General features: G+C 60.8%; 16 protein-coding genes and 1 tRNA gene. 13 read left to right on the top strand and 4 right to left on the bottom strand.

Going from position 1 to position 17,088, the window contains the following annotated elements; translation table 11 throughout:
* Nucleotides 1-15 precede the first annotated feature (15 nt).
* From CHEJ32_RS0102575 to yacG, 7 genes are all read left to right on the top strand, one after another.
* The gene (locus CHEJ32_RS0102575) at nucleotides 16-453 is read left to right on the top strand and encodes a DUF2948 family protein (protein ID WP_028032445.1); all 438 of its coding nucleotides are present in this window, start codon (nucleotides 16-18) and stop codon (nucleotides 451-453) included.
* 13 nt (nucleotides 454-466) lie between these two features.
* On the top strand, nucleotides 467-1,759 hold the full coding sequence (hisD, locus tag CHEJ32_RS0102570; protein WP_028032444.1) for a histidinol dehydrogenase: 1,293 nt from the start codon (nucleotides 467-469) through the stop codon (nucleotides 1,757-1,759).
* Between the two features lie 9 nt (nucleotides 1,760-1,768).
* Nucleotides 1,769-2,254, top strand: coding sequence for a UPF0262 family protein (locus CHEJ32_RS0102565; protein ID WP_028032443.1), 486 nt, complete (start codon nucleotides 1,769-1,771; stop codon nucleotides 2,252-2,254).
* 2 nt (nucleotides 2,255-2,256) lie between these two features.
* Complete coding sequence (locus tag CHEJ32_RS0102560; protein WP_034657709.1) at nucleotides 2,257-2,754, top strand: low molecular weight phosphatase family protein; 498 nt, start codon at nucleotides 2,257-2,259, stop codon at nucleotides 2,752-2,754.
* Nucleotides 2,755-2,886: 132 nt separating this feature from the next.
* Entirely contained in the window at nucleotides 2,887-3,105 is a 219-nt protein-coding gene (gene infA, locus CHEJ32_RS0102555) for a translation initiation factor IF-1 (RefSeq protein WP_011579535.1), read from the top strand.
* 20 nt (nucleotides 3,106-3,125) lie between these two features.
* A complete protein-coding gene (locus CHEJ32_RS0102550; RefSeq protein WP_028032441.1) occupies nucleotides 3,126-3,755 on the top strand; it encodes a Maf-like protein in 630 nt (209 codons plus the stop codon).
* A gap of 3 nt (nucleotides 3,756-3,758) precedes the next feature.
* The gene (yacG, locus tag CHEJ32_RS0102545) at nucleotides 3,759-3,971 is read left to right on the top strand and encodes a DNA gyrase inhibitor YacG (RefSeq protein ID WP_028032440.1); all 213 of its coding nucleotides are present in this window, start codon (nucleotides 3,759-3,761) and stop codon (nucleotides 3,969-3,971) included.
* Between the two features lie 181 nt (nucleotides 3,972-4,152).
* On the opposite strand, the gene CHEJ32_RS0102540 is transcribed toward yacG, so the two are convergent.
* Nucleotides 4,153-4,434, bottom strand: coding sequence for a DUF1127 domain-containing protein (locus CHEJ32_RS0102540; RefSeq protein ID WP_051469354.1), 282 nt, complete (start codon nucleotides 4,432-4,434; stop codon nucleotides 4,153-4,155).
* Nucleotides 4,435-4,616: 182 nt separating this feature from the next.
* On the opposite strand from CHEJ32_RS0102540, the gene CHEJ32_RS0102535 reads away from it, so the two are divergent.
* The 3 genes from CHEJ32_RS0102535 to CHEJ32_RS0102525 all read left to right on the top strand — a co-directional run bounded on the left by CHEJ32_RS0102535 (nucleotide 4,617) and on the right by CHEJ32_RS0102525 (nucleotide 8,065).
* The gene (locus CHEJ32_RS0102535; RefSeq protein ID WP_028032438.1) at nucleotides 4,617-5,576 is read left to right on the top strand and encodes a LysR substrate-binding domain-containing protein; all 960 of its coding nucleotides are present in this window, start codon (nucleotides 4,617-4,619) and stop codon (nucleotides 5,574-5,576) included.
* 110 nt (nucleotides 5,577-5,686) lie between these two features.
* The gene (gene xseA / locus CHEJ32_RS0102530) at nucleotides 5,687-7,246 is read left to right on the top strand and encodes an exodeoxyribonuclease VII large subunit (RefSeq protein WP_028032437.1); all 1,560 of its coding nucleotides are present in this window, start codon (nucleotides 5,687-5,689) and stop codon (nucleotides 7,244-7,246) included.
* 282 nt (nucleotides 7,247-7,528) lie between these two features.
* Complete coding sequence (locus tag CHEJ32_RS0102525; protein WP_028032436.1) at nucleotides 7,529-8,065, top strand: Dabb family protein; 537 nt, start codon at nucleotides 7,529-7,531, stop codon at nucleotides 8,063-8,065.
* An 88-nt stretch (nucleotides 8,066-8,153) separates the two neighbouring features.
* Here CHEJ32_RS0102525 and CHEJ32_RS0102520 read toward each other — a convergent pair whose 3' ends face one another.
* From CHEJ32_RS0102520 to CHEJ32_RS0102510, 3 genes are all read right to left on the bottom strand, one after another.
* Nucleotides 8,154-9,095: a glutaminase gene (locus CHEJ32_RS0102520; protein ID WP_028032435.1), complete on the bottom strand. Its 942-nt coding sequence runs from the start codon at nucleotides 9,093-9,095 to the stop codon at nucleotides 8,154-8,156.
* 319 nt (nucleotides 9,096-9,414) lie between these two features.
* Nucleotides 9,415-9,491: transfer RNA gene (locus tag CHEJ32_RS0102515), tRNA-His, on the bottom strand.
* Nucleotides 9,492-9,711: 220 nt separating this feature from the next.
* Nucleotides 9,712-10,155: a phasin gene (locus CHEJ32_RS0102510; RefSeq protein ID WP_028032434.1), complete on the bottom strand. Its 444-nt coding sequence runs from the start codon at nucleotides 10,153-10,155 to the stop codon at nucleotides 9,712-9,714.
* A 241-nt stretch (nucleotides 10,156-10,396) separates the two neighbouring features.
* On the opposite strand from CHEJ32_RS0102510, the gene CHEJ32_RS0102505 reads away from it, so the two are divergent.
* The 3 genes from CHEJ32_RS0102505 to CHEJ32_RS0102495 all read left to right on the top strand — a co-directional run bounded on the left by CHEJ32_RS0102505 (nucleotide 10,397) and on the right by CHEJ32_RS0102495 (nucleotide 16,977).
* Nucleotides 10,397-13,999: a PAS domain S-box protein gene (locus tag CHEJ32_RS0102505; protein WP_028032433.1), complete on the top strand. Its 3,603-nt coding sequence runs from the start codon at nucleotides 10,397-10,399 to the stop codon at nucleotides 13,997-13,999.
* A 208-nt stretch (nucleotides 14,000-14,207) separates the two neighbouring features.
* Nucleotides 14,208-15,212, top strand: coding sequence for a Fe(3+) ABC transporter substrate-binding protein (locus CHEJ32_RS0102500; protein ID WP_034657767.1), 1,005 nt, complete (start codon nucleotides 14,208-14,210; stop codon nucleotides 15,210-15,212).
* 64 nt (nucleotides 15,213-15,276) lie between these two features.
* Nucleotides 15,277-16,977, top strand: coding sequence for an iron ABC transporter permease (locus CHEJ32_RS0102495; protein WP_028032431.1), 1,701 nt, complete (start codon nucleotides 15,277-15,279; stop codon nucleotides 16,975-16,977).
* The last annotated feature ends 111 nt before the right edge of the window (nucleotides 16,978-17,088 follow it).

The following is a 17,088-nucleotide window of genomic DNA, read 5'->3' as shown; positions in this document are numbered from 1 at the left end:
CCTTGAGGAATGTAGATGTTGAAGCTCGCTGCACTCGATGAGGAGGACCTGAAGATCATCTCTGCGCATGTCCAGGACGCGGTGATGAAAACAGGCGAGCTCACCTATCTGAAGCGTGAAAAGCAGTTCACACTGGCCATGCGCCGGTTCGCCTGGGAAAAGGCGGAGAAGAGCTTCTTCTTCAGCCGGCGACCACATGAGCGGCGGCTTTCGGCGCTCACATTCAACCGGGTCTTCACCGTCCGCTCTTCTGGTATCGACATAAAGAAGCCCGACGAGGTTCTTTCGTTACTGGCAATCCGGTTCCTGCCGGGTGAGCGGCCGTCGGGCACGATCGAGCTTGATTTTTCCGGGAATGCCACCATCCAGCTCGATGTCGAGTGCATCGAGGTCCGGCTGAGCGATCTGGGTGCGGCCTGGGAAACGCCGGTGCGCCCCCGGCACAGCAATTGAGAGGCTTTCACGCATGCCGATAAGGCTTTCCACCGCCGACGCGGATTTCGAAACGCGGTTTACTGCGTTCCTCTCGACCAAGCGCGAGACCTCCGAGGAGGTGGATGCCGCCGTGCGCGAGATCATCGCGCGTGTGCGCGCCGAAGGGGATGCCGCAGTCGCCGATTATACCAAGCGTTTCGATCGTTTCGATCTCGCCGAAACCGGCGTGCGTATCTCGCGCGAGGAGATCGAGGCTGGATATGGGAAGACGGACGCCGCAACGCTTGAAGCCCTCAAGGTTGCGCAAGGCCGCATCGAGGCGCATCACCGCCGGCAGCTCCCCTCCGATATGCGCTACACGGATCCGCTCGGGGTTGAACTCGGCTGGCGCTGGACCCCGGTCAGCGCCGTCGGTCTCTACGTGCCCGGCGGGCTTGCGAGCTATCCAAGTTCAGTGCTCATGAATGCCGTGCCTGCGCGCGTTGCGGGCGTTGAGCGTCTGGTGATCACCGTCCCGTCGCCTGATGGTGCCATCAACCCTCTGGTGCTGGTTGCGGCTGATCTTGCGGGGGTAAGCGAGGTCTACCGGATCGGCGGCGCGCAGGCAGTGGCCGCGCTTGCGTACGGTACGGAGACCATATCGCCCGTCGACAAGATCGTGGGCCCGGGCAACGCCTATGTCGCCGCCGCGAAACGCCAAGTCTTTGGACAAGTCGGGATCGACATGATCGCAGGTCCCTCCGAGGTGCTCGTGGTTGCCGACCGCGACAACGATCCCGATTGGATCGCCGCCGACCTTCTCGCGCAAGCGGAGCACGATGCGGCTGCGCAATCAATTCTCATGACGGACGACCCGCAATTCGCCGATGCGGTCTGCGAAGCGGTCGAGCGGCAGCTGAGGCGGCTCTCGAGATCGGAAATCGCGGGTGCGAGCTGGCGGGATTTCGGCGCGATCGTTCTGGTGCGCAGTTTTGACGAGGTGCCGGCGCTCGTCGACCGGATCGCCCCGGAGCATCTGGAGCTCGCCACCGAAGAAGCTGAAGTGCTGCTTTCGCGCATTCGTCATGCAGGCGCGGTCTTCCTGGGCCGGCATACGCCCGAAGTCATAGGGGACTATGTCGGCGGATCGAACCATGTGTTGCCGACCGCCCGTTCGGCACGGTTTTCCTCCGGACTTTCCGTCCTGGATTTCATGAAGCGCATGTCCATCCTACGGCTCGATGCCGAGCAGCTGCGAGAACTCGGTCCAGCGGCAGTCGCCCTCGCAAAGGCGGAAGGGCTGGAGGCGCATGGCCGCTCCGTCTCGATACGGCTGAACATCTAAGGACCACCGATGGGTGAGCGGAGTTCCGGCAAGGCACGCCTTATCGATGTCGAGCTGGACGATACCGTCGGACGGGCGACGCCGGACGTCGAGCACGAGCGGGCCGTCGCCATCTTCGACCTTGTCGAGGAAAACAGTTTCCAGCCCGTGGGAGATGCAACGGGCGGTCCGTACAGGTTGAAGATTTCGCTGGTCGACAAGCGCCTCGTGCTCAACGTGACGCGGGAGGGAGGTGATCCCGTCGTCACCCATATGCTGTCGCTCACGCCGTTCCGACGCATTGTGAAGGACTATTTCCTCGTCTGCGAAAGCTACTACCAGGCGATCCGCTCGGCCACGCCCAGCCAGATCGAGGCGATAGACATGGGGCGGCGCGGGCTTCACAATGAAGGATCACAAACTTTGATGGACCGCCTCCGCGGTAAGATCGAGGTGGATTTCGATACTGCGCGGCGGCTCTTTACACTGATCTGTGTCCTGCATTGGCGAAGGTGATCATGACACCGCAGCCGGCCGAAGGTGATCCGGGCGCACTGCCGGGCGAAGCAGCCGGCGCAAGGCTGCGCGCCGTGCTCTTCCTTTGCGGGCAGAACTCGATCCGCTCGCCCATAGCTGAGGCGCTCGCCAAGCGCATGCTGCCGAAATCGATCTTCATCGCCTCCGCGGGAGTGCGCAAGGGACCGCGTGACCCGTTTGTCGATGCGGTCCTGGCCGAAGAGAATCTTGCCTTGGAGAACTGGTTGCCGCGAACGCTCGAAGAGCTTGAGGACAGTTTTTTCGACCTCATCGTCACGCTTGCGCCCGAAGCGCACCATGCCGCGCTCGAGTTGACACGCACCATGCCTGTCCAAGTGGAGTACTGGCCGACGCTCGATCCTTCCGTCGTGGAAGGAACGCGCGAGCAGATCATGGCCTCGTATCGAGATGTGCGCGACCGTTTAGCCGAGCAGATAGCGGAGCGTTTTGGCGCGGGAGCATTTGCTGACGAAACGTGACAGTTGCTTGTTCACAAATGATGGAGGATGGGCTAGGTTCCGCGCGATTTCGGCCCGGCCATTTACATTTCCACAGATGCAACTGTAAGGAACCGGCCGGGGCCGACTGGATCGCCAAATTGAAGGTATCGGATGCCGAAGGAAGAAGTCCTGGAATTTCCCGGTGTTGTCACCGAGCTTCTGCCCAACGCGATGTTTCGCGTGAAGCTTGAGAACGACCATGAGATCATTGCCCACACCGCGGGTCGCATGCGCAAGAACCGCATTCGCGTCCTGACCGGGGATAAGGTTCTTGTGGAGATGACGCCCTACGACCTGACCAAGGGCCGGATCACCTATCGTTTCAAATAGCCGCGCATCCTGGCAGGGCAATGAGCGCACCCGCAAAACTTATTCTGGCGTCGGCTTCGCCCCGACGGGTGCAGCTCCTGCAGCAGGCGGGTCTCGAACCGCACCGGCTCATTCCTGCTGAAATCGATGAAACGCCCCTCAAGGCGGAGCATCCGCGCTCGCTTGCCAAGCGGCTCGCGCGCAGCAAGGCCGAAAAGGCGCTGGAGCGGCTGAAGAAGGAAGGTGCAGAGCGCGAGGCCTTCGTGCTCGCAGCTGATACGGTAGTTGCCGTGGGCCGTCGCATCCTCCCCAAGACGGAACTGGCGGAGGAAGCTTCGAATTGTCTTCGCCTCCTATCGGGCCGCTCACATCGAGTCTATACGGGCGTGTGCCTGTTCACGCCGGCCGGCAAGCTGCGTCACAAGCTGGTGGAAACCCGCGTGCGCTTCAAGCGTATTTCGCGTGAAGAACTCGATGCCTATATCATGTCGGGCGAGTGGCGCGGAAAGGCCGGCGGATACGCCATCCAGGGGCTCGCCGGAACCTTCGTCGTCAAGCTCGTGGGATCCTACACCAATGTGGTGGGACTGCCGCTTTACGAGACCGTGAACCTGCTTGCAGCAGATGGCGTGAAGGCCTACCTCAACTGGTCAGCAGGAACAGACGTCTGAGCAATGGCTGGTGGTACAGGAAACGGCGAGAAGATTACGCCGCTAAGGCCCAAACGGCCCTGCCCTGAATGCGGCAAGCCGTCGGCGCGCGAGTTTTACCCATTCTGCTCCAAGCGCTGCAAGGACATCGACCTCAACAGATGGCTTTCGGGTGCCTATGTCATTCCAGGTCGTCCGGTCGAGGACGAGGAAGAGGAGCCGGGCTCCTCTCAATAGAGCCGGGCGTTCGGTCAGAATGAAAGCCCTCTGCTATCGGTGTGGGCGCGCTCATCCGGACCAAACCGCATTTTCGAGACGGACGAAAAAAGCCCGGCTCAGGAGAGCCGGGCCAGGTTTGCAGGCAGCCGGGGGGAGCCGGCGTGATGGGAGTAAAATGCCTGCATGGGAGAAGCGATAATCAGGGGTGGCGACGTGTGGCGTTGTCTTCCTTCGCCCGTTCGCGCGCAATCTGTGCAAGGCGCCGTGTAGGATCGTCCAAAATAGGCCCGTCATAGGCGAGCGCGATATCCTCGCGGGTCAGGCCAATATCGACGAGTTCCCATTCCGTAAGCTCATTCAGCTGGCGCATTGCGCGGCGGTTCGACCAGGAGCGCAGAATGTGGGACGCCGTGCGGACGAGGCGCATCGCGAATCCCTGCGTTGCGGCGGCACTTGGCAAGACTGTCTGTTCTGCACGCATGGCAAATCTCCTTCGAGCCATTCGCTGATAGCTATTCCGAGGCGACAGCACAGCCGCCGACGTATCCGCCGCGACCAAACCTGCCGTCCTTTCAGGAACGGCGCCCTTGTCTCACACAGGCATTGATTAGTCGAACGAATGTTTTTAATCTTTTGCATCAACATCGCTTATAGGAGCCCGCCATGTCGGCACCGCTCGATCTCGACCAGCTCGTTACCTTCATCGCTATCGCCGATACGGGAAGCTTCACGCGTGCTGCCGAGGAGGTGCATCGCACGCAGTCGGCCGTCTCCATGCAGATGCGGCGCCTAGAGGAGCGGATTGGAAAACCGCTGTTCGAAAAGGACGGCCGCTCCAACCGTCTTACCGATGACGGGGAGAGGCTGCTTCTTTATGCGCGCCGGCTCCTGCGTCTCAATCGCGAAACGCTGGCCGCTTTCGACGATGAGAGCCTTGAAGGACATGTGCGCATCGGCATGCCGGACGATTACGCCGAGCGCTTCCTGCCCGAGATCATGGCTCGCTTCTCGCATTCGAATCCGCGGGTAGAAATGTCCGTTCTCTGCGAGCCTACGGCCAATCTCGTGCACCATGTGCGGCAGGGCAATGTGGATCTTGCCCTGGTGACGGACCAGGAAATGGCAGAAACGGTGCGTCACGAGCCGCTGCTGTGGGTCGGCTCGGCCAATCATTCCACCCATGAACGCGAAGTGCTGCCGATGGCATTCGGGCGGCCGACCTGCAACTGGCGGCGGATTGCCTGCGATACGCTGCGCGAAATCGACCGCGACTATCGGATCCTCTTCACGAGCTTCTCGGCGACGGTCATCACGGCTGCCGTCCTCTCCGGCGCCGCAATTTCCGTATTGCCCGAATGCGCTCTGCGTCCCGGGATGCGCGTTCTTACCGAAAAGGACGGATTTCCAAAGCTGCCGGATTGCCACATCGGCATCATGCGTGGGCGCACCAACCAGACGGAGCTTGTAGATGCGCTGGCCCGCCACATCTCGGAGAGCTTGGACAACATCTCGATGCCGATCCCCGTTGTGGATGAGACGGAAGGACTGGATTTCGCCGGCTTCACGCACCGGATGAAACGCGGGAAGCGCCTGCGGCCGAACCACGTTCTGCCGGGATGGTGAGGCTGCGATAGACGCGATTTCCCCGCCCTTCTCGGCCCGGCGGGAACAGATGCCAAACCTGCAGTCTGGCGCGGGTTGACCCCACCGCCTGCAAGCTGCTCAATCGGACCATGGTAGAAATACGGAAAGACGATTCGCTGAGCAATGTCGCCGAATATTCGGTAAGCGAAATCTCGCTTGCCCTGAAGCGGACCGTCGAGGACGCCTTCGGGCATGTTCGCGTGCGCGGCGAGATTTCCGGTTTTCGCGGCGCCCATTCGTCCGGTCACTGTTATTTCTCGCTCAAGGACGATCGTTCGCGCATAGAGGCGGTCATCTGGAAAGGAACCTTCGCCAGGCTGCGTGTTCCGCCCCAGGAGGGGTTGGAAGTCGTGGCTACCGGCCGGCTCACGACCTTTCCCGGCTCGTCGAAATACCAGATCGTCATCGAAAGCCTGGAGCCTGCCGGAGCGGGCGCGCTCATGGCGCTCGTGGAAGAGCGCAAACGCCGGCTGGCGGCTGAGGGCCTGTTTGCGGAGAACAGGAAGAAACCCCTCCCCTTCATGCCGCATGTGATCGGCGTCATCACATCGCCTACCGGTGCGGTAATACGCGATATCATCCACCGCATCACCGATCGGTTTCCGGTACATGTCATCGTCTGGCCCGTGCGTGTGCAGGGGGAAACGACCGGGGCCGAGGTCGCCGCAGCGATTACAGGTTTTAACGCGCTTCAGCGCGGTGGAACCATCCCTCGCCCCGATCTGATCATCGTGGCACGCGGGGGTGGCAGCCTCGAAGACCTTTGGGGCTTCAATGACGAGGTGGTCGTTCGCGCAGCTGCCGCTTCGGCGGTTCCTCTCATCTCGGCCGTCGGCCACGAAACGGACTGGACGCTTATCGATTTCGCCGCGGACCGGCGGGCTCCGACGCCAACAGGGGCCGCCGAAATGGCCGTGCCCGTGAAGGCGGACCTGGAAGCAAATCTCGCCCGGCTCTCCGCAAGGCTAAAAGGCGCGGTTTCCCGGTGCCTAGAGCGCCGCCGCCAGGAAATGCGCAGCCTGTCCCGCGCGCTTCCCTCGCCCGATCAGCTCTTCGCAATGCCGCGACGGCGCTTCGATGAAGCGGCAGGCAGGCTGGGCCGTGCGCTCGAGACCTCAACGCAGCGCAAACGCCTTCATTTCAGCGGGATCCGACTATCCATCGCCACGCTCGATCGACGTATCGCGCAGGCGAGCCGCGACGCAACGCAGTGCGGCGAACGGCTCCCGGCCCTCTATCAGAGCCTGGTGCGCCATCGCCGCACCCGGCTAGATCGCGACGCCGCGCGGGTAAATCCGCGCGTTGCGCTGCAGCGCATCACTGTGCTCAGCGAACGGCTGAAAGCCGCCGTGGGACGGAAGGACCGAGCCGTCTTGCTCAGGCTGGAGCGGAGCCGGATCGCCTATGAGCAGTCTGCCAGGTTAGCCGAAACGCTTTCCTATAAGAGCATCCTTGAACGCGGCTTCGCACTGGTGCGGGATGCTGACGATAGGCCGCTCAAGCGCGCGAGCGACGTAAAAGCAGGCGAGGCATTGCGCCTGCAGTTTGCTGACGACAGTGTTGGGGCAATCGCTACCGGAAAGTCCTCCGGCGGGAGTCGCAAGAGCGCCCCCACCCGCGAGCCTGGAAAACAGGGAACGCTGTTCTAGCGCATCGGAAACACGATGCGTAAACCTGTGCTTACCGCGCGTTTGCTGCACGCACGTTACTGTAGTCATTTCTACAGCGCCATGCGTCCACTCGGACGCACAAAGGACGCTGTAATTTATTGGATTGACGCATCGTGCTTTCCGAAAACCGATTCCGGTTTTCGGGCCGATGCTGTAGAATGCGACATATGCCCTTGAGCAAGAATTAATCCCGCCCGAGTATAGCCAGAAGATCGGGCTCTATTGTGCGCATATTTAGTCTCTTTTTAACTGGAGCACTTCATGAAAAAATATATTGCCGCAGCCGCCATTCTTTCGTTTTGGGCGACGAACATGACTTACGCCGCCGAGAACATGTCCGCGCGTCAAATCCTAGACAAGGAGATCAGCGAAGTCGGCGTATCCACCTTTACCGGCGCGGACTACAAGCCGGGGCTTATCCGCCACATCGTCCTGTTCCGCTATAAGGACGGAACGACGGCTGAGCAGCGCCAAGAGATCCGGGATCAGTTCATGGCTTTGGCCAAGAAGGCCACCCGTAACGGCAAACCCTATATCGTTTCGATCGAGTCCGGCGCCCAGAACAGCGGCGAGGGCGTCAGCGGCGGGTTTGAAGAAGGCTTCATCGTCACTTTCAGCTCCGAAGGTGACAGGAATTATTACGTAGGCACGCCCGTCGTCACGGAACCCAAATTCTTCGACCCCCAGCATCAAAAATTCAAAGAGTTTGTCGGTCCCTACCTCGCCGATTCCGGCGTTCTGGTGTTCGACATGAGGATAACCGACAGCACCAGGCTGGGCGCTACTTCTAGGAACTGAAGAACGGAAACGGATGAGAGTTCAGCCTGGGTTCACATGGCTGAACTCTCCCCGCGATGGTGCCGGGTCCGCGTGGTGCCGCCACCTGTCATGCATGCGCTCTCGGCGCGAATACGGACCAGTCCATTGCCTGGACGAGTTCTTCCAAGGCGATCGTGCCAAGATGCGAATTGCCGCTGGAATCCAGACCGGGCGACCAGACCGCAACAGAAGCCACGCCGGGAACAATGCCCAGAATACCGCCACCGACACCGCTCTTGCTCGGGATCCCGACGCGGAAGGCGAAATCTCCAGATGCGTCGTAATGGCCGCATGTCAGCATAAGTGCATTTATGCGTCGGGCGCGCAAAGGGGAGATGACCGAATGCCCCGTCAAAGGATTGCGGCCGCCCGCTGCAAGAAACAGGCCTGCAGCGGCCAGTTGGCGGCAATTCATGTCGATCGCGCAGTGGTGGACATATGTCCCCAGCACCCGTTGCGGTGCGTGCTGCAGGTTGCCGAACGAATGCATGTAGTGGGCCAGAGCCATATTGCGGCTTGCGGTGGACTGCTCCGAGGCAGCTACGGCCCGGTTTACGGAGATCGTATCGTCATCCGCAAGGAAGCGAACGAACCGGAGAATTTCGCCGATGACTTCCCGAGGCTCGTGTCCCGCAAGCAGGCTGTCCGTCACCACCAGAGCGCCGGCATTCACGAAGGGATTGCGGGGAACCCCCTTCTCATACTCCAACTGTACGATCGAGTTGAAGCGATTGCCTGAAGGCTCGCGCCCTACACGGGTCCAGAGCATGTCTCCGCATTTTCCAAGCGCCAGCGCAAGCGTGAACACCTTCGAGATGCTCTGGATCGAAAACAGTTCATCGGCGTTACCCGCAGCGACCACGGAACCGGCGAGCGTGGCGACAGCAATCCCAAACTTGGTGGGGTCGACCTTTGCGAGTTCCGGGATATAGGTGGCAACGCTGCCGCGATCCGATCGTGCTGCCAGGGATGATACGAGTTTTGGTAAGATCTCTTGGAGATGGGGCATAAACAGCTCTACTCGCCGATCGATACTCTGCTCCGTCTGCCCGCGCACTTACACGGAAGGCAGGAGGGCGTCCGCAATAACCCGCGTTTATGCATATTTCGATGGAATATTTGCGCCGTGCGTTCACAAAATGATTCAAAACGTGCGGCTGGCGGACCAATAAGCCTTTTACGGTCGGGTTATCGCTCCACGACGCCAACGCTGGACCGCCTGCTTAAAGCGCTGCCTTCTCCAGTTCGCGCTCGCCCTTCAGGGCCGCCTGTCACAGCAGGGCATCCGAAAAAGTAGAGCTCGATTGGTCCGGAACGAAGTGGAGGGGTGGTACGGTTGGGTGGATTCGAACCACCGACCTCAGGAGCCACAATCCTGCGCTCTAACCAACTGAGCTACAACCGCCCGACGTCAACGTCTTGCCCGCGTCCCTTACGGGCAAATCCATTCATTTTCAAGAGCGATACTGCCAAAGCGGCACACCGCGCAAAGAAAAAGACCGGGGGGAGGAACCCCGGTCTTTAAAAAGGGACCGATGGGAGGAGGAGGAGTACCGGTCCCAATGTTCTAGCGAACGGCTGGCATATAAATCCTGCCCATTCAAATTGCAGCGCGACGCATCGCCTCAGGCAGGTTGCTTGATCGCCTTCTCGAACGCGTCCTTCACCGGCTTGGTCAGCTCGATGGTCGCTTTCTGAGTAAGCGCCTGAAATTCGCGGGCTTGATCGAGCGCAAATTCCATCTGCTTGCGCAGGAACGAGCTCTGCAGCTCCACCACGTCGGAAAAGCTCTTGGCGGTAACGAGCGCTTCCACCTGCGCGAGATTGGCCTCTGTGCCGGCGCGTACTGCGGCGACAGATTTGAGCACAATCTCGTCACCCACCGTCTTTACCGATTCCATTGAGGCTTCAAATGCTTTGCGGGCGTCGTCGGCGCTCGTTTTCAAACGCTGATAGGTTTCTTTGGCCTGCTCCGCGGTCTTTTCGGTGAAGTTGCGAAGCTGCTCTGTGGCCGCCGACGGGTCGAAGGTCGGAAACTCTTCGGCCGCTTTGTTGCTGGTCTTCGTCATCTGGTTGTCCTTTACCCGGGGCTGATTGCCGGTATTCTCACTCAGATCAATATAGTGACTTTTATTGTGCGCTGCAACATTTTTGTGGCGATGCAGCAAAACCACATCAGAGGGCGCTTTTGATTAACCAAGCCGCGATTTCCCGGTGAACGCCCAGAGAAGGTTTGTGGACGACGTCGGATCGTGCTCTTATTAACGAGAGGTTAACTTGGGCTCCTCGTTGTGTTGATGGTCGGGCTGAATGGCGTCCTCATCCTATTCATTTCTCGACATAGTTGTTCTTGATGGAGTGCGTGAGCGGTTCGCGGCCGGCGACGCGCTGGCGGTTCTGTCCACGAGCCTCGAGGAGATCCTGTGGGCCAATGGCCCAGGTGCCGCCTGGCTCGGCTTTCCCAATATCGAGGCAGCTATAGGGGAGCGCCCCCGGCTGTCGGCAATCGCTTTGCGGCAGATTGCGGCTACCCCTGGGTTCCCGCATGTCGGACGCGATCGTACGATTGCGCTCAGGGTTACGAGTGGGCTCACGAGCAAGATCGTCGCGGTGCAGGCAAGCGCGATAACGCTTCCGCATGGCGAGGAAGCGCTCCTGCTCGCCGTTCCCTCCACCACTGAGGCCGCAGAACCCGCGGAACGGACGATATCAGGACTCAGCGAGCCCGGTCATTTTGCAGCACTGCTGGAGGCGGACGGCTCCATCTCTGCAGCCTCCGCTGGCTTTGAGCTCCTTGGCATCGAACGCGAAACCCTTCTCGGCCTGATCCAGGACGTGAGCCGTGAAGCGGCGCGCCTTGTGAAGAAGCGCATCCCTGCCCGAACCCAAGTCGCCGCTGGGCTCGCCCGCCTCACAGACGATCCTGCGCGCCATCTTCTCGTCGTCGTTGAGGACGGAACCGCGGGACCCTCCGCTTCCGATCACCTGCCCGCTTCTTCCGAGACCACGGCACGCGAAGCTTCTCCCTCGGATACAAGCAGGTTGCAGTCGCCTCAGCCGCTCGGCCCGACACCGGAGCCCCAGGGATCGGAAGCCCCTCCCGCACCGCGGACAGTCCGTTTTTCCTGGCGCACGGACGCGCATGGTCGTTTCACCTCGATTTCGGAGGAATTCACCGAGTCGATGGGCAGGAACGCGACGGACGTGATCGGCCGCACCTTCCGCGAAGTTTCGAACGCTTTCGGACTTGATGCCGATGGTTCGATTTGCCGGTTGCTGGAACGGCGGGATACCTGGTCCGGGCGAACGGTGATGTGGCCGCTTCAGGGCACAAATCTCAAAGTGCCCGTGGACCTCGCAGCACTACCGATTTACGGGCGCGGGCGCGTTTTCGAAGGCTTCCGCGGCTTCGGCATCGCTCGCCTGAGCGACGCGGAGGTGGATCCGGAAGCAATCGGCGAGGTGCTCGCTCCACCCCTTTCCGAACCTTCCGGCGCCGAGACCCTCGCGGGGAAAGAGGACGCGCAGGAGCCGGTTGGGTCAATCGATCCCCAAGCTGGAGAAAAGGCGGTTCCTTCCAGCCTATCGGGGGAACCAGATCCCGTCCCGGCCGAAGCGCTGACCACCACAGCCACGCAAACTCGCTCGAACGAAAATGTCGTCCAGCTGGCGGAGCATCGTGAGAGCGGATGGAATGGAAGTTTGTCTGCAAGTGAGCGGACGGCCTTCCGTGAGATCGGCGAGCGATTGCGCCGCGCCAGCGAGAGCCGGGCAACGGCCGCTGGTGTCGAGGAAGGAAAGATCGGCGAGCTTTCCCCACACGGCCGGCTGGAAGAGAGTCTGCCAAATGACGATCTGCCGGCTGCGGCCTCCCTTTCGGGAGACGCGCTGGGCCAAACAGAGCGGGAAACGCAGAAGGGAGATCGGGGCGAAGATTCAGCCGATAAGCGCGGCGATCTGCCCTCGCAGCCGCAATCCACTGAGGCGCCGGAAGCGCCGGTTTCCCTTGCCGAAGACATGGAAGGGGCCGGCGAAACGGAGCAGATCGTTCCCTTAGAGCCGGCTGGCTCCGTCGATGCGACGAGCCAGAAGGATATCACCCATATAGACTCGGAGCCCGAGCAAGCAGAGCGGGAGACCGAGCCGGCTCCAGCCGAAGAGGTCTCGGCCGAGCCTGTTTTGTCCACCGAAACGGACACGCAACAGGAGGCGACGGCAGCGCCGCCGGTGGAATCACACACCGATGCTGACGGCCACGAGCCGCAAGCGGGTTCCGGAGCGGAGCTATCGGAGGAGGTCACTGCAACGGGTGACGAAGGACAGATCGAGCCCGAGGCAACCGAGGAAGCGAAACCGAGTGTGCCCTCACCCGATGGTGAGAGAGTTCCGGAGCGAAGCTCCCAGATCGCCTATCTACCCTCTGCCTTCCATCGCCCTGATGCGGAGCGGAGGCAGGCGGAGGCTGAAACGATCCTGGCCCACTTGCCTCTCCCCGTGCTTATTCATTCCGGTGATCGGCTCCATTATGCGAACTGCGAGTTTTTCAAGCTTACCGGCTATTCCGATCTCGACGAACTGGAAGCGGCAGGGGGTATCGGCGCGTTGTTCGATGAGCCTGCCGCCGGTGCGCCGGAAAGAGAGAGGCTTCTGCTGCGCAGGGCTGACGGCACGGACGGCCCGGTGGAAGCGCATCTCCAATCCGTTGCCTGGGCCGGCAAGAAGGCGCTCATGCTGGCCTTGAACCCGGCCGGATTGAGCGAACGGACGCCTGAGGAAGCTGTCAAGGCTGCGGAACTGGAGTCCAGCCTTTCGGAAATGCGCGCCATCGTCGATACCGCGACCGATGGCGTTGCGGTGATCGGCAATGACGGTACGATCCGCTCGATCAACCGCCCGGCAGAAGCTCTTTTCGGCTTTGATGCGGAGAACGTCACCGGCAAGCCATTTACCTCGTTGTTCGCGATCGAGAGCCAGCGCACCGTTCAGGATTATCTTGCCGGGCTATCGGACAATGGCGTGGCGAGCGTGCTCAATGATGGCCGCCAGGTGATCGGGCGCGAGGCGCAGGGTCGCTTCATCCCCCTCTTCATCACCATCGGGCGGTTGCCGAATGGCAGCGGCTATTGCGCGGTGCTGCGCGATATCACTCACTGGAAGCGAGCCGAGGAAGAGCTCACGCAAGCGCGGGCACAGGCCGAACGCGCTTCCTCGCAGAAGAGCGAGTTCCTCGCGCGCGTCAGCCATGAAATCCGTACGCCCCTCAACGCAATCATCGGCTTCTCCGAGTTGATGATAGACGAGAAGTTCGGTCCGATCGGCAATGACCGGTATCGCGACTATCTGCGGGACATCAACCGTTCCGGAAATCATGTGCTCGATCTCGTCAATGATCTTCTCGACATTTCCAAGATCGAGGCCGGTCAGCAGGAGATGGCACACGAAGCTGTGCCGCTGAACGATACGCTTGCGCAGGTAATCGCGATGATGCAGCCGCAAGCCAATCGCGAGCGTGTGATCATCCGCTCCTCGCTTGCTTCGCGCCTGCCGGATGTGGTGGCCGATTTGCGAAGCGTGCGCCAGATCGCCATCAACCTTCTTTCCAATGCGGTGCGCTACACCCCTGCTGGCGGACAGGTGGTCGTTTCTACCGTCTATGAACGGGATGGCTCGGTCGTTTTGAGGGTACGTGACACCGGCGTCGGCATGAGCTCTGCGGAACTGGACGAAGCGCTGAAGCCGTTCAGGCAGATCAATGCGTTGCGGCGCAAGCGCGGCGATGGAACAGGCCTCGGCCTCCCCCTAACGCGCGCCATGGTCGAGGCAAACCGCGCCCAGTTCTCCATCGCCTCGACGCCGGGAGAAGGCACGCTGGTGGAAATCACGTTTCCACCCACTCGCGTCCTGGCGGAGTAGGAAAACTTGACAACAGCAGTTTAGAATTATTCTAAACTGCTGTTTTTGCTAACATTTTCCTTGACGCACCCGGTGGTTTTCCACATTAGTTCCATGCGCCGCATGACGGCTGGATGGACTCCTGGGACCTTGCATCCCAGCGAAGTGGAGAGAGACGATGTTCGATACTGCCTTCAAATTGAAGACCGGCTTGGCTGCCTTGGCCCTCATGGCCGGCACATCCTTCCTTGCTTCCGCCGCGCAGGCGGATGGTGTGGTGAATGTCTACACCTATCGGGAGCCGGGACTGATCCAGCCGCTGCTCGATGCGTTCACCAAGAAGACCGGGATCAAGACCGAGGTTCTGTTCCTCAACCAGGGGCTTGAGGACCGTATTGCGGCAGAAGGCCAGAATTCTCCTGCGGATGTGGTGTTGACCGTCGATATCGGCAGGCTCGTCAATGTGAAGGAAAAGGGCGTCACACAGCCGGTCGATGACGAGGTTATCAACGCCAATATCCCTCAGGAATTCCGCGATCCCGAAGGTCACTGGTTCGGACTGACCACGCGCGGACGTGTGGTCTACGCGTCGAAGGAACGTGTCCAGCAGGACGAGATCACCTATGAGGAGCTTGCCGATCCGAAGTGGAAGGGCAAGATCTGCATGCGCAGCGGGCAGCACATGTACAACATCGCGCTGATCGCTTCGATGATCGCCCATCATGGTGAGGAAAAGGCCGAGGAGTGGCTGAAGGGCGTAAAGGCCAATCTGGCACGCAAGCCCGACGGCGGTGACCGCGATCAGGCTCAGGCCATTTACGCCGGCGAGTGCGACATCGGCCTTGGCAACACCTATTATGTCGGTCTCATGATGACCAACGAAAAGGAGCCGGAGCAGAAGGAGTGGGCCAACGCCATCAAGGTGCTCTTCCCCAACGCGAACGACCGCGGCACGCATGTGAACATTTCCGGCATGGCGCTTGCCAAATATTCGCCCAACAAGGAAAACGCGCTGAAGCTGATGGAATTCCTCTCCGGCCACGAAGCCCAGCAGCTTTATGCCGAGAAGAACAACGAATACCCGGTGATGCCCGGTGTTCCGGTATCCGAGGTCGTGGCCTCCTTCGGTAAGATCAAGCCCGACACGCTTTCGCTGGCGGAGATCGCAAAATACCGCAAGGCGGCTTCCGAGATGGTCGACCGCGTCGGCCTCGACGATGGTCCGTCGAGCTGATCCTTCCAGAGACGCAGCTTGAGAACCGGGCCGGTGACGCACCGGCCCGGTTCTCTCTCAGGCCATGACCAGCCTCACCCTCGGGGACTCGCTTCCAAATCCTGAAGGCTCTGCGCGCGAGGCACGCAGGCCAAGCCATCCGGTTGCTCTCATCATTGCGCTCATCACGGCGGCGATCGTGCTCCTGCCGATCGCAACGATCATCGCAGTGGCACTCTCCAGCGGGGGAGCGGATTGGCCGCATCTGGTCCGGTACGTCCTACCGCAAGCATCTCGCACCACTGCGGTCTTGCTTGCTCTGGTCGCGTTCGGGACGGCCTTTATCGGTATCGGCTGCGCATGGCTGGTGGTGGCCTACGACTTCCCCACGCGCCGCCTGCTTGCCTGGGCACTCGTGCTGCCGCTCGCCGTGCCCCCATATCTAGCGGCCTATGCCTTTGCCGAGTTTTTCGACTATGTCGGTCCGCTGCAGAGCATGATCCGGGGGATTTTCGGATTTCAAAGCCGCAACCAATACTGGTTTCCTGAAATCCGCTCCACCGGCGGCGCAGCCCTGGTGATGGTGTCGGTGACATTCCCTTATGTCTATCTCACCACGCGCGTGGTCTTCCTCATGCAGGGGAGGAACATTGCCGACGTGGCACGCACACTTGGAGCAGCGCCAGCCCGCGTCTTCTGGCGCGTGCTCTTGCCCGTAGCGCGCCCGGCCATCGCCGCCGGCATCGCGCTTGTGCTTATGGAGACGATCAACGATATCGGCGCTGTCGAGCATCTCGGGGTGCGTACACTGACGCTTTCGGTCTATTCCACATGGCTCAACCGCGGCAGCCTCGAAGGGGCAGCGCAAATAGCGCTCGTGATGCTGCTTCTGGTCATCGCCTTGCTTGCCGCTGAGCGGGCGGCCCGCAGCAGGCAGCGCTTCCATGCACCGCGTGCCACGCAAATGAAATCCCGGCCCCCCCGTATCCGCCTTTCGGGATGGCGTGCGGCGGCGGCGGCATTCTTGGGTGTCATCCCGATCCTTTTCGGCTTCGGTATTCCGCTCCTCATCTTCGGCCGTTACGCCCTGAACAGGCTCGAGCAGATCATGGATCCCAAGCTCGCGCAGGCCTTCTTCACCAGCCTTTCCGTCGCGCTCGCAACGGCAGCGCTCACGGTTGGCATGGCGCTGGTATTGCTCTACGCGGTAAGGCTCTCCCGCTCGCGAAAGATGGCCGTTCTCGTCCGCATAGCCAGCATCGGCTATGGTCTGCCCGGAACGATCTTGGCGCTCGGCCTTCTGATTTCTCTCGCCCGCTTTGACAATTTCGTCGATGCCCTGGCACGCGAATATGCCGGCTTCTCGACCGGTCTCATCTTTACCGGATCGGCAGTTGCCGTCGTGCTCGCCTGCTCCATACGCTTCCTCGCGCTTGCAGAAGGCGCAGTTCATTCAGGCCTGGAAAAGCTTCCGCCTCATCTCGACGAAGCGGCGCGAAGCCTCGGACGCTCCGCCGCCTCCAGCACATTGACCGTGCTTCTGCCGCTTCTGAAGCCAGCAATCCTGACCGCCTGCATTCTTGTCTTTGTCGATACGGTGAAGGAGCTTTCAGCAACGATCCTGTTGCGCCCCTTCGGCTTCAACACCCTCGCCACCTTCGTTTACGAGAACGCCTCCCGTGGCGTGGTTGAAGATGGCGCTATGGCCGCTCTCGTGATCATAGCGACCTCGATCGCGCCGGTTATCCTGCTCTCGGGGGCTCTTATGCGGGACCGCGAAGCATAAGAAGAAGGCGCCCGAAGGCGCCAAGTGAAAAGTGCTGAAAACGGCTTGCCGAAATCTCTTCCCGTCCTGCGGGTCGATCCGTCAAGTTGCTCTGGACTATTGGCCTCAATC

The organism is Chelativorans sp. J32 (assembly GCF_000518985.1).
In the GTDB taxonomy this organism is placed as follows: domain Bacteria; phylum Pseudomonadota; class Alphaproteobacteria; order Rhizobiales; family Rhizobiaceae; genus Chelativorans.
The sequence above is the reverse complement of the archived record's forward strand: the minus strand, read 5'-3'. Positions and strand labels throughout refer to the sequence as shown.

Coding starts and splice junctions, on each gene's coding strand:
- CHEJ32_RS0102575 (WP_028032445.1), top strand. CDS start 16: ATGTTGAAGCTCGCTGCACTCGATGAGGAGGACCTGAAGATCATCTCT.
- hisD (WP_028032444.1), top strand. CDS start 467: ATGCCGATAAGGCTTTCCACCGCCGACGCGGATTTCGAAACGCGGTTT.
- CHEJ32_RS0102565 (WP_028032443.1), top strand. CDS start 1,769: ATGGGTGAGCGGAGTTCCGGCAAGGCACGCCTTATCGATGTCGAGCTG.
- CHEJ32_RS0102560 (WP_034657709.1), top strand. CDS start 2,257: ATGACACCGCAGCCGGCCGAAGGTGATCCGGGCGCACTGCCGGGCGAA.
- infA (WP_011579535.1), top strand. CDS start 2,887: ATGCCGAAGGAAGAAGTCCTGGAATTTCCCGGTGTTGTCACCGAGCTT.
- CHEJ32_RS0102550 (WP_028032441.1), top strand. CDS start 3,126: ATGAGCGCACCCGCAAAACTTATTCTGGCGTCGGCTTCGCCCCGACGG.
- yacG (WP_028032440.1), top strand. CDS start 3,759: ATGGCTGGTGGTACAGGAAACGGCGAGAAGATTACGCCGCTAAGGCCC.
- CHEJ32_RS0102540 (WP_051469354.1), bottom strand. CDS start 4,434: ATGCGTGCAGAACAGACAGTCTTGCCAAGTGCCGCCGCAACGCAGGGA.
- CHEJ32_RS0102535 (WP_028032438.1), top strand. CDS start 4,617: ATGTCGGCACCGCTCGATCTCGACCAGCTCGTTACCTTCATCGCTATC.
- xseA (WP_028032437.1), top strand. CDS start 5,687: ATGGTAGAAATACGGAAAGACGATTCGCTGAGCAATGTCGCCGAATAT.
- CHEJ32_RS0102525 (WP_028032436.1), top strand. CDS start 7,529: ATGAAAAAATATATTGCCGCAGCCGCCATTCTTTCGTTTTGGGCGACG.
- CHEJ32_RS0102520 (WP_028032435.1), bottom strand. CDS start 9,095: ATGCCCCATCTCCAAGAGATCTTACCAAAACTCGTATCATCCCTGGCA.
- CHEJ32_RS0102510 (WP_028032434.1), bottom strand. CDS start 10,155: ATGACGAAGACCAGCAACAAAGCGGCCGAAGAGTTTCCGACCTTCGAC.
- CHEJ32_RS0102505 (WP_028032433.1), top strand. CDS start 10,397: ATGGCGTCCTCATCCTATTCATTTCTCGACATAGTTGTTCTTGATGGA.
- CHEJ32_RS0102500 (WP_034657767.1), top strand. CDS start 14,208: ATGGCCGGCACATCCTTCCTTGCTTCCGCCGCGCAGGCGGATGGTGTG.
- CHEJ32_RS0102495 (WP_028032431.1), top strand. CDS start 15,277: ATGACCAGCCTCACCCTCGGGGACTCGCTTCCAAATCCTGAAGGCTCT.